15 protein-coding genes are annotated in these 15018 nt (G+C 74.2%); 9 read left to right on the top strand and 6 right to left on the bottom strand.

The window, feature by feature from the left end; all coding sequences use genetic code 11:
• The first annotated feature begins 26 nt into the window (after positions 1–26).
• From OHA84_RS27330 to OHA84_RS27315, 4 genes are all read left to right on the top strand, one after another.
• On the top strand, positions 27–452 hold the full coding sequence (locus OHA84_RS27330) for an OsmC family protein (protein ID WP_053684749.1): 426 nt from the start codon (positions 27–29) through the stop codon (positions 450–452).
• A gap of 227 nt (positions 453–679) precedes the next feature.
• The gene (locus OHA84_RS27325) at positions 680–2032 is read left to right on the top strand and encodes an alkaline phosphatase PhoX (RefSeq protein WP_266969351.1); all 1353 of its coding nucleotides are present in this window, start codon (positions 680–682) and stop codon (positions 2030–2032) included.
• A gap of 217 nt (positions 2033–2249) precedes the next feature.
• The gene (locus OHA84_RS27320) at positions 2250–3080 is read left to right on the top strand and encodes a PPK2 family polyphosphate kinase (protein ID WP_053684870.1); all 831 of its coding nucleotides are present in this window, start codon (positions 2250–2252) and stop codon (positions 3078–3080) included.
• Between the two features lie 23 nt (positions 3081–3103).
• Entirely contained in the window at positions 3104–4003 is a 900-nt protein-coding gene (locus OHA84_RS27315; protein ID WP_266973935.1) for a polysaccharide deacetylase family protein, read from the top strand.
• 39 nt (positions 4004–4042) lie between these two features.
• On the opposite strand, the gene OHA84_RS27310 is transcribed toward OHA84_RS27315, so the two are convergent.
• Genes OHA84_RS27310 through OHA84_RS27295 form a run of 4 tightly spaced genes read right to left on the bottom strand, consistent with a single transcriptional unit; the run spans position 4043 to position 6379 of the window.
• Entirely contained in the window at positions 4043–4240 is a 198-nt protein-coding gene (locus OHA84_RS27310) for a hypothetical protein (RefSeq protein ID WP_053684745.1), read from the bottom strand.
• 14 nt (positions 4241–4254) lie between these two features.
• A complete protein-coding gene (locus tag OHA84_RS27305) occupies positions 4255–4893 on the bottom strand; it encodes an ABC transporter (RefSeq protein WP_266969352.1) in 639 nt (212 codons plus the stop codon).
• On the bottom strand, positions 4890–5708 hold the full coding sequence (locus tag OHA84_RS27300) for an ATP-binding cassette domain-containing protein (protein ID WP_266969353.1): 819 nt from the start codon (positions 5706–5708) through the stop codon (positions 4890–4892). The genes OHA84_RS27305 and OHA84_RS27300 overlap by 4 nt, the downstream gene beginning before the upstream one ends.
• On the bottom strand, positions 5705–6379 hold the full coding sequence (locus OHA84_RS27295; RefSeq protein ID WP_053684740.1) for an AIM24 family protein: 675 nt from the start codon (positions 6377–6379) through the stop codon (positions 5705–5707). The genes OHA84_RS27300 and OHA84_RS27295 overlap by 4 nt, the downstream gene beginning before the upstream one ends.
• A gap of 71 nt (positions 6380–6450) precedes the next feature.
• Here OHA84_RS27295 and OHA84_RS27290 point away from each other — a divergent pair, with 71 nt between their 5' ends.
• From OHA84_RS27290 to OHA84_RS27280, 3 genes are all read left to right on the top strand, one after another.
• Positions 6451–7284, top strand: a complete 834-nt coding sequence (locus tag OHA84_RS27290) for an aminoacyl-tRNA hydrolase (RefSeq protein ID WP_266969354.1) — start codon at positions 6451–6453, stop codon at positions 7282–7284.
• A 183-nt stretch (positions 7285–7467) separates the two neighbouring features.
• Entirely contained in the window at positions 7468–8754 is a 1287-nt protein-coding gene (locus OHA84_RS27285; RefSeq protein WP_266950728.1) for a DUF692 domain-containing protein, read from the top strand.
• Complete coding sequence (locus tag OHA84_RS27280; RefSeq protein WP_266969355.1) at positions 8751–9842, top strand: TIGR04222 domain-containing membrane protein; 1092 nt, start codon at positions 8751–8753, stop codon at positions 9840–9842. The genes OHA84_RS27285 and OHA84_RS27280 overlap by 4 nt, the downstream gene beginning before the upstream one ends.
• 321 nt (positions 9843–10163) lie before the next feature.
• Here the strand turns inward: OHA84_RS27280 and hemQ are convergent, their stop codons facing one another.
• Together hemQ and hemG are read right to left on the bottom strand one after the other, a co-directional pair.
• Positions 10164–10877, bottom strand: coding sequence for a hydrogen peroxide-dependent heme synthase (gene hemQ / locus OHA84_RS27275; RefSeq protein WP_053684732.1), 714 nt, complete (start codon positions 10875–10877; stop codon positions 10164–10166).
• 4 nt (positions 10878–10881) lie between these two features.
• Positions 10882–12360, bottom strand: coding sequence for a protoporphyrinogen oxidase (gene hemG, locus OHA84_RS27270; RefSeq protein ID WP_053684730.1), 1479 nt, complete (start codon positions 12358–12360; stop codon positions 10882–10884).
• 138 nt (positions 12361–12498) lie between these two features.
• Here hemG and OHA84_RS27265 point away from each other — a divergent pair, with 138 nt between their 5' ends.
• Both OHA84_RS27265 and OHA84_RS27260 read left to right on the top strand, forming a co-directional pair.
• The gene (locus tag OHA84_RS27265) at positions 12499–13530 is read left to right on the top strand and encodes a DUF4349 domain-containing protein (protein ID WP_266969356.1); all 1032 of its coding nucleotides are present in this window, start codon (positions 12499–12501) and stop codon (positions 13528–13530) included.
• Positions 13531–13603: 73 nt separating this feature from the next.
• The gene (locus OHA84_RS27260; protein WP_266969357.1) at positions 13604–14986 is read left to right on the top strand and encodes an FAD-dependent oxidoreductase; all 1383 of its coding nucleotides are present in this window, start codon (positions 13604–13606) and stop codon (positions 14984–14986) included.
• Positions 14987–15018: the final 32 nt, after the last annotated feature.

Genomic DNA, 15018 nt, shown 5'->3' with positions numbered 1-15018 from the left:
TTGCCACCTCTGCGAAGGGATCCATCATGGCCACCACGCGTACCGCCCACACCGACTGGCAGGGCAGCCTCCTCAAGGGCACCGGCGTCGTCACCCTCGACTCCTCCGGCCAGGGCTCGTTCGACGTCTCCTGGCCCTCGCGCGCCGAGGCCGCGAACGGCAAGACCAGCCCGGAGGAGCTGATCGCGGCCGCGCACTCCAGCTGCTACTCGATGGCGCTCTCGCACGGCCTGGACGGCGCGGGCACTCCCCCCACCCGGGTGGAGACCAAGGCCGACGTGACGTTCCAGCCCGGTGAGGGCATCACCGGCATCCACCTGACGGTGCGGGCCGAGGTTCCGGGTCTGGACGCCGAGGGCTTCGCCGCCGCGGCCGAGGACGCCAAGAAGAACTGCCCGGTGAGCCAGGCCCTGACGGGTACGACGATCACCCTCTCCGCCGAGCTGCTCTGACCCCGGCGCCCCGGGGCGCGGCCCGAGCGGGCCGCCCCCGGATCCGTCCGACCGGCTCACCCCGACCGACGCCCCGCACCGGGGCGCGTCATGGGCGTCGACGGGAGCGCGGCGGGCACCCGGTGGGGTGACGCTCCGCCGGTCGGAGCGGCGGCGGGCGGATGCGGGGCGGGCCGCGTGGTAACACGGCCCGGTCACATGTCAGACGCCACCGCCGGGAGTTGCCGATGTCCGTCACCCGCCGCAGCCTGCTCACCGCGGGCGGCATCGGCATCGCCTTCGGCGGATCCCTCGGCGCGCTGTTCGCCGGGGCGGCCGACGCGGAGCCGGTGACCCGGGGGTACGGGCCGCTGGTGCCCGACCCCCACCGGCTGCTCGACCTGCCCGCCGGATTCTCGTACCGGGTCCTCTCGCGCGCCGGCGACCCCCTCCGTTCCGGCGAGGGCCCCGTCCCCGCCAACTGCGACGGCATGGCCGCCTTCGCCGCGGGCCCCGGCGGAGCCGTACGCCTGGTGCGCAACCACGAGAACCGGACCACGGCCGCGCTCCGGGTTCCCGCCGTCGAGGGGCTGACCTACGATCCCCGGGCGCTCGGCGGCTGCACCGTCCTGGAGCTCGACCGCACCGGCCGGGTGACCGCCGAACGCGTCGCCCTCGCCGGCACCGCCGTCAACTGCGCGGGGGGACGCACCCCCTGGAACACCTGGCTCAGCTGCGAGGAGACCGAGGACAGGGCCGGTACCTCCGGGTACACCGAGGACCACGGGTTCGTCTTCGAGGTGGACCCCGTCGACCCGCTCCGCTCGGGCGCGGTCCCCCTGACCGCGATGGGCCGCTTCGCGCACGAGGCCGTCGCCGTGGACCCGTACACCGGGGTGGTCTACGAGACCGAGGACGCCTTCGTCCGACCCTTCGGGTTGTTCTACCGCTTCCGGCCCGTCCGCCCCCTCGCCGGCCCCGGGTCCCTGCGGGCCGGCGGGACCCTGGAGGCCCTGCGGGTCCGGGGGCTTCCGGACCTGGCCGTGGTGGACGAGCCCGGGGCCGAGTTCCCGGTCGAGTGGGTTCCCGTACCGGATCCCTCGGCGGCCGACACGCCGATCCGCCTCCAGGACTTCGGCCGGGGCGGGATCACCCACGCCCAGAAGCTGGAGGGCTGTTACTGGGGCGGCAGCGGGGTCCACTTCGTGTCCAGCTACGCCCGCACCGGGGAGGGCGCCGGCGCCGAACACCACGGGCAGGTCTGGTTCTACGACCCGCTGCGGGCCCGGCTCCGGCTCGACGTGCTCTTCGGACCGGCCTCGGACGTGGAACTGCCCGGGGACTCCCCCGACAACATCTGTCTGGCGCCGGACGGCGGCCTGATGGTGTGCGAGGACGGCGGCGGCGCCCAGTACGTGTTCGGCGTGACCCTCGGCGGGGAGGTCTACCCGATGGCCCGCAACGCCGACGACATCGGCGGGCCCGGCGCCCCTGCGTGGGGGGAGTTCGCCGGGGTCACCTTCTCGCCCGACCGGCGGACGATGTACGTCAACGCCTATGCCCCGGGGACCACGTTCGCGGTGACCGGCCCCTGGCACTGAGCCACCCACCTCGCATCGCGAGCGCGTTCGATGTGTTGCACCATCGGACGGAGCCGACGCGATTGGGGTAGAGGTGGCGAGGAAGCACAGCACGCCCGGAGCCGAGGACGAGACCGGGACCAGGGGCAGGAAGAAGGAGAAGGAGAGGAACGGGAAGGAGAAAGGGAAGGGGAAGGCCGGGCGGGGGGACGGGACGAGGGCCAGGAGCGCCCCACCGCTGCGGGAGGTCCTGCGGGTCCCCGCGGGTGAGCGGCTCGACCTCCGCCGTTTCGACCCCTCCGGCACCCCGGCCGGTCCCGCCGGCAAGGCGGCCGGTCGGGAGGCCATCGCCCGGATGGCCGAGCCGCTGGCCTCCCTGCAGGAGCGGCTGTACGCGTCGTCGACGGCCGGGGACCGTCGGCGGGTGCTGCTCGTGCTCCAGGGCATGGACACCAGTGGCAAGGGCGGCACGGTCAAGCACGTGATCGGCCAGTTCAACCCGTCCGGCTGCCGGATCAGGGCGTTCAAGGCGCCGACTCCCGAGGAGCTGAGCCACCCGTTCCTGTGGCGCGTCACGCAGGCCCTGCCGCTGCCGGGCGAGATCGGCATCTTCGACCGTTCGCACTACGAGGACGTGCTGATCGCCCGGGTCCGCGAGCTGGTGCCGCGCAGCCAACTGGGCCGCCGCTACACCCAGATCAACCGGTTCGAGCAGTCCCTCGCGGAGGACGGGGTGACGGTGGTGAAGGTGTTCCTCCACATCGGTTACGAGGAGCAGCGCAAGCGGCTCCTGGCGCGTCTCGACAACCCCGACAAGCACTGGAAGTTCAACCAGGGCGACATCGAGGAGCGAGCGCTGTGGCGCGAGTACCGGCACGCCTACGAGCTGGCCCTGGAGCGCTGCTCCACCGACGCCGCGCCGTGGTTCGTCGTCCCCGCCGACCGCAAGTGGTACCGCGACTGGGCGATCAGCACCCTGCTGCTGGAGCATCTGGAGGGCTTGGCGCCCCGGTACCCGAAGGGTGACTTCGACGTGGACGAGTGCCGCAAACGACTACTTGCCACATAGTCATATATTTTGCTCATGTGACCATTTCAGCCTCAGTGCGCAACGTCGCGGTCGTGACCGCCCTCGGTGCCGCCCTCGCAGGATGCGCGGGCGGCACCGGCACGTCGAAGGCCGGCGGCGAGGCCCGTATGGGCACCCCCGCGGCATCGACCCCCGCGTCCCCCTCCACCTCCCCCGGCACCCCGGGCTCCTCGGCGGCCCCGCGGCCCGGCGCGCCCGGCAAGGCCCCCACCATCGCCCCCGGCCCGAACGGCCTGACCCCGGTCTTCGAACGGGCGAAGCGGCAGGCCGAAAAGACGGTGGCGTTGACCTTCGACGCCGACATGACCTCCGATCAGGGGCCGCGTGCCGCCTCGGGGGAACGTTTCGACAACCCCGAGCTGATCTCCACCCTGCGCACCCTCAAGGTGTCCTCGACGATCTTCATGACGGGGCGCTGGGCCGAGGAGTACCCGGACCAGGCGAAGGCGATCGGCACCGACCCGAACTTCGAGATCGCGAACCACTCGTACAGCCACCACGCCTTCAAGTCCCCCTGCTACGGACTGCCCACGCTCGACGGCGCCGCCGCCCGCGCCGACGTGGACCGGGCCTTCGCCGCCTTCCGCACGGCGGGCGCCGTCAACACCGTCCCGTACTTCCGCTTCCCCGGCGGCTGCTACGACGACCAGGCGCTGCGGGCCATCGCCACGGCCAAGGTGACGGCCGTCCAGTGGGACGTGGTCAGCGGGGACGCCTTCGCCAAGGACCCCGACGCGGTGGCCGAGCAGGTGCTCGCCGGGGTCAAGCCCGGCTCGGTGGTGGTCATGCACTGCACGCGCAGCGCCGCACCGGTCACCGAGGAGGCCATCCACACGATCGTCCCGGAGCTGCGCAAGCGCGGCTACCGCTTCGTGAAGGTGTCCGAGCTCATCGGGAAGTGAGCGGGACCCGGTCCGCGGACCGGGTGTCCGGGTACGGGGTCAGCCCGAGCAGGCGGTGCGCTGCGCTTCCTGCCACTCGCACACCGGGCACAGCACCACGCCCGGGGTCGCGACCCCGTACTCGGTGGGCTTGCCGCACTCCAGGCAGTCCGCGTAGGGCGGTCCGGGCACCACGACGGACTCGGCGGGCGCGGCCGGGGCGGGGCAGTACGAGGTCTCCTGCTGGGACTGGTCCATGCCTTCGAGCGTACTCAGCCGCGCCGCGCGGCGACGCGGCAGGCCACCGCGCCCGCCGCGCCGGCCGCGACCGCAGCCACCGCGAGGGCGCCGACCGGGATGGCCACCGATCCGGTGACCAGCCCGGTCACCGCGGCGCGGGCCGGGGAACCGGCCGTGACCAGGGCCAGGAGGCTGCCGAGCCCGGCCGCGGCCACGGAGAGACCGGGGCCGCGCAGCAGCGGCCGGCCACTCAGCGCCCCGACGGCCGTGCCGGTCAGCGCGCATACCAGCACGGCGCCGGCTCCGGCGAGGGCGGCCGGGCCCCGGCCCGCCGCGGCCGGCGCGCACACCGCCAGGACGACCGCGGCCCCCGCGCACCCGATGATCGTGGCCCCACCGAGGGCGGTGAGCAGGACGGCCGCGTGGACCCGCACGGGCCCCCGCGCGGCGGCGGCGCAGTCACGGGCCGCGTCGGGCTCGCCGGCGACGCAGACCCGCACGAGCCAGGCCGCCACCGGGACCAGCGCGGCCGACGCGAGGCCGAGCGAGTCGGTCATCGGGTCCCCGGGCCGGACCCCGATCGCCGGCAGGGCCGCGTACAGCAGGACGGGCGCGAGCCAGCGCTGGGAGCGCAGCAGCAGCTCCGCCTGGTAGCGGAGCAGGGCGGTCACGGCAGCTCCCGCACGCCGCGGACGTGCCAGGGCGGGTCCGCGGTGAGCAGGGCGCGCAGCGCGGCGTCGGACCGCGCGGCGGGCACCGTGAGCAGCAGGCCCCCGTCCGGGGCGGGTTCGGTCGACAGCCCGGGAGGGGGCGTGGCTCCGGGCGGCCCCGTCACGTGGACGCGCACGCACGGTCCCTCGTCGCCGGCCTCCGGCGGGGCGGGCACCAACGCGGCGTCCTCGATCCGGTGGCGCGCGTCGGCGGCGCCCACGAGCCGGCGCGGGTCGTGGTCGACGAAGAGCACGGTGCCTCCGGCGGCGGTTCGTTCCAGCACGGCCCGGTCGAGCTCGCCGCGGGCGGCGGTGTCCAGTCCGGTCCAGGCCTCGTCGAGGACGAGCAGGGCGGGATCGGCGAGCAGCGCCTGGGCGACGGCCACCTTCTGCGCGGAGCCCTTGGACAGTTCGACGAGCGGGGTGCGGGCGTACTCGGCCGCCCCGAACCGCTCCAGCCAGCCGGCGGCCCGGTCGGCCGCGGTGGCGCGCGGCAGGCCGTGCACCGCGCCCATGCGGGTCAGGTAGGCGGCGGCCGTGAGCGGCAGCGCGGCCGGGAAGCGCTCGGGTACGTACGCGGTGCGGAGCGGGCGGCCGGTGATCCGGCCCTCGGTGGGGGTGTCGATGCCGGCGACGAGCCGCAGCAGGGTGGACTTGCCGTCACCGTTGCGGCCCTCGACGCGTATCAGGGCGCCGGGCGGCAGCTCCATCGAGACGCCGCGCAGCACCCAGGGCCGCCGCCGGCCGTGGCGGCGGCCCACCTCCGTCAACCTCAATGTCCCGCGGTCGTCTCGGTGACCTCGCTCGGGCGGACGATGACGAAGCCCTCGCCGCTGAGCTTGAGTTGGACGGCCTCGCCGGAGCCGCCGCGGATCATCGAGCCGACGGACTGGGAACGGTGCAGTCCGGTGTCGAGGGAGGCGCTCCAGCCGACGACCGCGTCCGTGTCGACGAACACCGGGGCCTGGGCGGTGACCGGGATGATGATCGGGTTGCCGTCGCAGACGACGGCGAGCTTGCCGACGCCGGTGAAGAGGCTGTTGAAGAGGCCGCCGCCGGTCATGCCGGCGCCCTTGACCATCTTGATCTCGTAGGACAGGCCGGAGTCGAAGCACAGGACGTTGCGACCGTTGATGGTGAGCGCGTCACCCGGCTCGAAGTCGATGATGAAACAGTTGCCGGCCTGGTGGGCGAACCAGGCCTCGCCCTGGCCGCGCACGGACATCAACGCGAGGCCCTCGCCGGTGACGGCGCGCTTGAGCATGCCGCCTATGCCCTGGCCCTTGCGCTCGAACTGGAGGTTGCCGCGGAAGGCGACCATCGAGCCCTGACGGGCGAGCATCTCGCCGTTGACGGCGTACTTGACGGATTTGGCGTTCTGCAGGGTCATGCCGGGGGCGGCTGCGGACTGGACCAGGTTCTCGGACGCGAAAAGATCACTCTTCATGCGCCCGATCCTCGCCCGCCGGGGACCCCTGCGACATCATCCTGGAGTCGGAGGCCGGCAAACTTGGCCGGATGAGCACCGACGACACCCAGGCCGCGCGGGACACCCTCCGGGACCCCACCCCCACCCCCGTGCCCGCGGTCGGGGCCGACAGTCCCTTCCGGCGGGAGCACGCCGCCCGTGACGAGGCCCGGCAGTTCGTGCTGCCGTTGGTCGTGCGGATCGAGAAGGTGGCGCCGCCGGCCCGGACCGCCGCGCTGGAGACGGCGGCCCGCGCGGTGCTGGTGCTGCTGACGGACGAACGCGCGCACGGCGAGGGCGAATGGGCCGAGGCCGTACGGGACTGGCAGGACGCCCGGATCCGCAAGGTGGTCCGACGGGCGCGCGGGGCGGAGTGGCGCAAGGCGGGGACCCTGCCGGGCGTGACGGTACACGGGGAGGCCTCCGTCGAAACGTCGCCGGGGGCTCCCGCGCGGGCGTCCGGGCAGACGCCGTCCGAGGTCGAGGTGCGCGTCTTCCCGCCTGTGCCGCTCGACGGCTGGCCCAAGGAACTGGCCAAGCTCCAGGTGTCGGGCACCGACCTGGACGACCCGGAACCGGTCCCCCCGGCCGCGCCCGGCGTACCGGTGCTGTGGCTCAACCCGGACCTCGACATGTCGGCCGGCAAGGCGATGGCCCAGGCCGGGCACGCCGCCCAGCTGGCGTGGTGGGAGCTGGGGCCCGCCGAACGCGCCGCGTGGCGCGACTCCGGTTTCCGGCTGGCCGTACGGACCGCCCCGCGCGAGCGGTGGGCCGAGCTGAGCGGCAGCGGGCTGCCGGTGGTCCGGGACGCCGGTTTCACCGAGATCGCGCCGGGATCCTGCACGGTGGTCTCCGACCACCCGGCCCTGCGGGCGCGGCTGTAGGGACCCGCCGGGCAGCAGGGGCGCATCCGCCGCGGGTCACCCGTCCCGACATCCGGACTCCCGCCGTCCGCGGGGAACCTCAAATGTTGCTCTGAACGTCCCCTCCTGCGGATTGGCGCGACTGCGTCGGGGCCATGACACGGGCAGAGGGACCGAGGAAAGGGGGCGGGGGACATGAAGCCCATGGCACACCTGGGAGTGGGCATCGGCTGGCGGCCTGAGATCGCGGACGCGGTGGAACGGCTGCCGGGCCTGGATTGGGTCGAGGTGGTGGCCGAGAACATCTGCCCGGGCCATCTGCCCGCGTCGCTCCGGCGGCTACTCGACCGGGGCGTCCGCGTGGTCCCGCACGGCGTCTCGTTGGGGCTCGGCGGAGCCGAGCGCCCCGACGCCGGGAAGCTCGCCGCGCTCGGGGAGCGGGCGGTGGCCCTGGGGGCGCCGCTGGTGACGGAGCACATCGCCTTCGTACGCACCTCCTCGCCCGCGTTGGAGGCCGGACACCTGCTGCCCGTGCCGCGCACCCGCGACGCCCTGGACGTGCTGTGCGAGAACGTCCGGATCGCCCAGGACGCGCTGCCGGTGCCGCTGGCGCTGGAGAACATCGCCGCGCTGTTCTCGTGGCCCGGGGAGGAGCTGACGGAGGCCCGGTTCCTGACGGAGCTGGTGGAACGCACCGGCGTACGGCTGCTCATCGACGTCGCGAACCTGCACACGAACCGGGTGAACCGCGGCGAGGACCCGGCGGCGGTGCTGGACGCGATCCCGCCGGAGGCCCTGGCGTACGTGCACGTCGCCGGCGGCGTGGAGCGGGGCGGCGTGTGGCACGACACGCACGCGCACCCCGTGCCGCCGGTGGTGCTGGACGTGCTGGCGGAACTACGCCGGCGGTTCGAGCCGGCCGGCGTGCTGCTGGAGCGGGACGACGACTTCCCGCCCGAGGGCGAACTGGAGGGCGAACTCGCCGCGATCCGGGCCGTGCTGGACGCCGGCCCCGCCGGGCCGCGCCCCGCCGGTGCGCGCACCCCCTCCACCCGCCCCGTGCCTACCCCGGCGCCGCCGGAGCAGGCGCGGACGCGGGTCGGGTTGCAGCAGGCCGCGCTGTTGTCGGCGCTGGTGGCCGGCACGCCGGTGCCCGAGGGCTTCGACCGGCAGCGGATCCGGGTGCAGGCGCGGGCACTGGCCGCCAAGCGGGCCTCGGTCGTGGCGAACGTGGCGCCCGAACTGCCCGCGATCCTGGGCGGGGAGGAGGCGTACCGCACCGCCTTCCTCGGGTACGCGCGCCACCGCCCCATGACGGACGGGTACCGCCGGGACGCCCTGGACTTCGCCGAACACCTGCTGATCCAGGACCTTCCCGCCGACCCGGCCGCCCGCCGTCGGCTGACCCTCTGGTGGCGGGACCGGGCCGGGGCACGGCCGCCGCTGCGCATCGTGCGCTGGGCACGGAACCTGGTGGGGAGAGCCGCGTGAACATCCTCGCCCTCGCCGTCTGGATCGGCGTCATCGTCTCCACCGTCCTGCTCCTGCGGGGGCTGCGGGCCTCAAGGCCCCCGGCGACGGCTCCGTCCGAGCGACTGCACGACCTGTCGGAGGCCGCGTTCATGGCGGGCGGGCCCGGCGCGGTCGTGGACAGCGCCCTCGTCTCGCTGCTCGGCGACGGCCGTCTGGTCGTCGGCGGCCCGGGCATCGTCCAAGCCCGGCCCGGCGCCCGCGCCAACGACGCCGCCGAGCGCGCGGTCCTGCTGGCGCTGCGACTGGCTCCGTCCGGATGGCTGTACCAGGTGCGGTACGCCGCCATGTCGGACGCGGCCGTGCAGGAGATCGGGGACGCCCTGGCCCACCGGGGGCTCCTCTCCCCACCCGGTACGGGACGCACCTGGCGACGCCGGGGCACCGTTCAGGCCGCGGTGTGCGGCCTGCTGCTGGTGCTGTCGCTACCCCTCACCATCGTCTCCTGGGCCCTGGCGACCGGCCCTCAGGTGCCGTTCATCGTGCTGGTGTTCCCGGCCCTGGTGGGCGGGATCGTGGTCGGTGGCGTGGCGGCCAAGCGGGCCGGACGGCGGATCACCCCCTCGGGGCAGGCCGCGCTCGGCGAGTTCCGGGCCCACTACCTCAACGACCACACCCCGCACGTCCAGACCGCCCTGTTCGGGCTGCGGGGCCTGCGCGACCCGTTCCTGCGCCAACAACTGGTGCCGGCGGCCCGCGGCACCCGCCTGGCCGCCGCCCAGTCCCGGGCCGGGACGGGCCCGCACCGGTCGCGCTCCTCGTCCGGGTCGGGGGACGACGTGCTGCCCGTCCTCGTGTGGTGCGCGAGCAGCGCCACCGGCACCTCGGGCTGTGGATCCTCCGGATCCGGGTCGGGTTGTGGCGGCGGCGGGGCGAGTTGCTCCGGCGGCGGGTCCGGCTGCGGATCCTCCGGGTCCGGCTGCGGCGGAGGGGGCGGTTCGAGCTGTTCCTCGTCGGGTTCGAGCTGCTCGTCGTCGAGTTCGAGTTGTTCCTCGTCGAGTTCCAGTTGCAGCAGCTCGTCCGGGTCCAGCTGCTCCAGCAGCTCCTGACGAGCCGATCGATTCCGCACCCCCCTGCGGCAACGACTGCGTCGACGCCCATGTGGCGCGGTACTTGCCGAGGGGTGAGGGGTGACACCGGCGGGCGGCATCTGACGTGCGCGCCGCATCCGGAGCCCGCACCGGTGTCGCTGGACGACGGGGCAACACGCGCCCCGGGGAATGCTCCCAGGGCCCTGCTGCCGCCTGTCGTCTGAACTTCCGGGCGGATCTCCGGCTGCGTCGTTTCGGGGGCAGGGCCTCCCGATCCACCGGAGGCCCGCCCCTGTGTCAGGGGTGCGCTCCTCCGGTTCCTTCCCCCCAGGGGAGGTCTCAGGCGAGTCCGGCCACCAGATCGGCGACGGACTTGCGGCGTCCGGTGTAGAAGGGGACTTCCTCACGGACGTGCATGCGGGCCTCGGAGGCACGCAGGTGACGCATGAGGTCGACGATGCGGTACAGCTCGTCGGCCTCGAAGGCCAGCATCCACTCGTAGTCGCCCAGGGAGAAGGACGCGACGGTGTTGGCACGCACGTCGGGGTAGCCGCGCGCCATCATGCCGTGGTCCTTGAGCATGCGGCGACGGTCCTCGTCGGGCAGGAGGTACCAGTCGTACGAGCGCACGAACGGGTACACGCTGACGTAGTCGCGCGGGTTCTCGTCGGCCAGGAAGGCCGGGATGTGCGACTTGTTGAACTCGGCCGGGCGGTGCAGGGCCATGTTCGACCAGACCGGCTCCAGGGCGCGGCCCAGCCGGGTGCGGCGGAACAGGTTGTAGGCGGTCTGCAGCTCGTCGGAGGTCTCCGCGTGCCACCAGATCATGACGTCCGCGTCGGCGCGCAGGCCGGAGACGTCATAGGTGCCGCGGACGGTGATGTCCTTGGCGGCCAGCTGGTCGAACAGTTCCTGGACCTCGTCGGCGAAACCGGCGCGGTTCTCGGGCAGGACGTCCTTCAGCTTGAAGACGGACCACAGGGTGTAGCGAATGACCTCGTTCAGGTCCTTCGCCTTCTTCCCCGCGTTGGGAATCTTCTCTGGTGCAGTCATGTGCCTATTGTCCCGTGTGCTGATCAGTGGTCGTGGCCAGGGGTCCCGAACGCGTTCGAAGTCCCGCGAGCACCGTGTCCGCGGCCTTGCCGGCGCTCGCGACACAGGCCGGGACGCCGACCCCGTCGTACAGCGCTCCGCACACCGCGAGGCCCGGCAGGGCGCCGACGGCGGCCCGGATCCGGGCGACGCGGTCGAGGTGGCCCACCGGGTACTGCGGCAGTCCCGCGTTCCAGCGGGTGACGGTGGAGGCGACGGGCCGGGCCGCGAGGCCCACGGCGGCGCCGAGGTCCCCCAGTGAGATCTCGACCAGGTCGGCGTCGTCGCGCGTCAGGACGCCCTCGTCGCCGTGCCGGCCCACGGAGGTCCGCAGCAGGAACAGGTCGGGGTCGGCCCCGGCCCACGCCCACTTGTTGGAGGAGAAGGTGGACGCCTTGATGGTCCGGCCGTCCACGGGCGGTACGAGGAATCCGCTGGCGCCGCCGTCGGCGATGGCGGCGGGCAGGTCGGAACGCCGGAAGGCCATGGTGACCAGGGCCATGGAGGCGTACTCGACGTCGCGCAGTTCGACGGCCGCGGTGGGCGCGAGGTCGTCGAGCAGCCGGGCCGCGGCCCCGGCCGGGACGGCCAGGACCACCCCGTCGGCCTCGATGACCTCGGATCCGGCGATCACCCGCCAGCCTTCGGCCGTACGGACGATCTCGCGCACGGGGGTGTCGGACGAGATCCGCGCCCCGGCGGCGCGGCACGCGTCGGCCACGGCGAGCGGGAGCCGCCCGATGCCGCCGGCGATGCCGGCGAAGACCGGCCCGGCGGGGCCGGGTTGTGCCGCCGCCCGGCGCTGGATCTCCCGTACCCCGTCGCCGAGCAGCGCGTGGGCGCGGGCCGCCTCGAAGAGCTGGGGGACGGCGGCGCGCATCGAGATGCGGTAGGCGTCGCCCGCGTAGACACCGCCCAGCAGCGGTTCCACCAGACGGTCGACGACCTCGCGGCCCAGCCGTGCGGCGACGTACTCGCCGACGGCGACGTCCTCGCCGATCTCGGCGGGCGGCAGCGCGTGTTCGGCCTCGATCCGGGCCAGGCCCTCGGCGGACAGCACACCGGAGGCGGCGAGCGGGCCCACGTCGCCGGGCACGCCCATGACGTGGCCGCGCGGCATGGGGCGCAGCGCGCCCCGGGTCCACAGGTGGGCGGTGGCGGTGGCGGGCGGCTGGAGGGCGTCCCCGAGCCCGACGGCCTGGGCGAGGGCGACCGCCTCGGGGCGGCGGGCGAGCACCGATTCGGCGCCGAGGTCGACGGGCAGGCCCGCGAGTTCACCGGCGCGCAGTTTGCCGCCGAGGCGCGGCCCGGCTTCCAGGAGGGTGACGCGGAGCCCGTCGGCGAGGAGTCGGTGGGCGGCCGCGAGGCCCGCGATACCGCCGCCGATGACGACGACGTGACCGGTGGGGGCCGGTCGATCCGTACGCGTGTCCGCTTCGTGCATGGACACATCGTCTCAGATCGATCAACGAGGCCGGACCGTGACCGCATCGGGATCACCTCGGGACCGCGGAAGCGAAACCCTCGACCGGACCCTGGACGTCGAACGGGCAACGACGGCCGAACCTCGGGGGTATCACTGATGGGCACCACACGCGGGACCACCCACGGAAACCGCACGGCGGCGGCCCTGGCCGCCCTCTCCCTGGCCGGGGCCCTCGCGCTCACCGGCTGCTCGGCCTCCTCCGGCGACGAGGCCCGTTCGTCGTCCGCCGACAAGGCCGCGGTCGGACCGCGCGAGGCCGCCCCGCAGCAGGGCGCGGCCCAGGGCAAGCCCGGGGCGGCGGCCCCCTCGGCGGGGGCGGACGCGGGTCAGAAGCCGGTGACGGTCCGCCCGCACATCATCCGTACGGCGACCCTGGCGATCGAGACGACGAACGCGCAGAAGGCGCTCTCCGCCGCCCGTACGGCGGCCGAGAACGCGGGCGGGTACGTCGGCAACGAGTCCACCCGGCGCGACGACGACGGCCGGATGACCTCGACGGTGACCCTGCGGGTGCCGGGCGAGCGCTTCGACTCCGTCCTGGGCGCGCTGGAGGGCGGCGGGAAGCTGCTGAACCGCAAGGTCGAGGCGCAGGACGTGACGGAGAAGGTCGCGGACGTCGACAGCCGGGTCCGGTCGCAGCAGGCCAGTGTGGCGCGGGTGCGGGAGATGATGGACAAGGCCTCGGCGCTCTCCGACGTGGTCATGCTGGAGAGCGAGTTGAGCCGGCGTCAGTCCGACCTGGAGTCGCTGCTGGCCCAGCAGACGGCGCTGAAGGACCAGACCGCGCTCGGCACGATCACCCTGGAGGTCTCGGAGCCGGCCCCGAAGCGGGCGGCCCCCGAGAAGAAGGAGAAGGACGAGCCGGCGTTCATGGACGCGCTGCGCGGCGGCTGGGACGTCTTCACGACCCTGGTGCGGTACCTGGCCCTGGCCGTGGGCGCCGTGCTGCCGTTCGCGCTGGCGGCGGCGCTGGTGGCGGTGGGCGTCCGGGTGTACCGCCGGTTCCGCCCGGCGACGCCGAGGACGGGTCTGACCCGCAAGTGGGTGACGGTGCCGGCGCAGCAGTCGCGGGCCGCGGACTCCCCCGAGACGGCCGACTCCGACGCCGGGGCCGACTCCGACCGTTGAGGGAACACCCTTTCGGGCGAGGGCCCGTAGCGTGTCCCCCACCTGACGGCGGCGGTGGAGGACGGTGCGGACGATGGCGGCGGAACGACTGGTGGTGATCGGCGGTGACGCGGCGGGCATGTCCGCCGCGTCACAGGCCCGGCGGCTGAAGGGCCCGGCGGAGCTGGAGATCACCGCTTTCGAGCGGGGGCACTTCACCTCGTACTCCGCGTGCGGGATCCCGTACTGGATCGGCGGGCAGGTCGCCGGCCGGGACGAGCTGATCGCCCGCACGCCCGAGGAGCACCGCGCCCGGGACATCGACCTGCGCATCCGGACCGAGGTCGTGGAGCTGGATCTCGCGGGCCGGCGCGTCCGCGCCCGGGACCTGGATTCGGGCGTCGAGTCCTGGACGGCGTACGACAAGCTCGTCCTGGCGACGGGCGCCCGCCCGATCCGCCCCCGGCTGCCCGGCATCGGCGCGCACGGGGTCCACGGGGTCCAGTCCCTGGACGACGGGCAGCGCCTGATGGACGGACTCGAGCGCACGCAGGGCCGCAGGGCGGTCGTGGTCGGCGCGGGCTACATCGGCGTGGAGATGGCGGAGGCGCTGGTCGGCCGGGGCTTCGAGGTCACCGTCCTGCACCGGGGCGAGCAGCCGATGGCCACCTTGGACCCGGACATGGGCGGCCTCGTCCACACGGCGATGAACGGCATGGGCATCCGTACGGTGTCCCGCGCCGAGGTGACGGGGATCCTCACGGACGAGGACGGCCGCGCGTGCGCGGTGGCCACGGCGGCGGGGGACGAGTACCCGGCCGACGTGGTGGTGCTGGGCATGGGCGTGGAGCCCCGGACGGCCCTGGCCCGCGCGGCGGGTCTTCCCCTGGGCGACTCGGGCGGGCTGCTGACGGACCTCTCGATGCGGGTCCGGGGCCACGAGGACATCTGGGCGGGCGGCGACTGCGTGGAGGTCCTGGACCTGGTGGCGGGCCGCCCGCGGCACATCCCCCTGGGCACGCACGCCAACAAGCACGGCCAGGTCATCGGCTCGAACGTGGGGGGCGGTTACGCGACCTTCCCGGGAGTGGTCGGCACCGCGGTGAGCAAGGTGTGCGATCTGGAGATCGCCCGCACGGGGCTGCGTGAACGCGACGCGCGGGAGGCGGGCCTGCGCTTCGTGACGGCGACGATCCGCTCGACGAACACGGCGGGCTACTACCCGGGCGCGACCGAGATGACGGTGAAGATGCTGGCGGAGCGCCGCACGGGCCGGCTGCTGGGCGTCCAGATCGTGGGCGGGGCCGGCGCCGCGAAGCGCGTCGACATCGCGGCCGTGGCCCTCACGGCCGGCATGACGGTGGACCAGGTCGTCTCGCTGGACCTGGGCTACGCGCCGCCGTTCTCCCCGGTCTGGGACCCGATCCTGGTGGCGGCCCGCAAGGCGGTCACCGCGGTCCGCTCGGCCGGCGTCTGACCCCGCCACGCACAGGAGCCCCGCCCGTCGAC

Origin of the sequence: Streptomyces sp. NBC_00513, from assembly GCF_041431415.1 — a bacterium.
In the GTDB taxonomy this organism is placed as follows: Bacteria; Actinomycetota; Actinomycetes; order Streptomycetales; family Streptomycetaceae; genus Streptomyces.
This window is presented reverse-complemented; position numbering and strand designations above follow the sequence as displayed.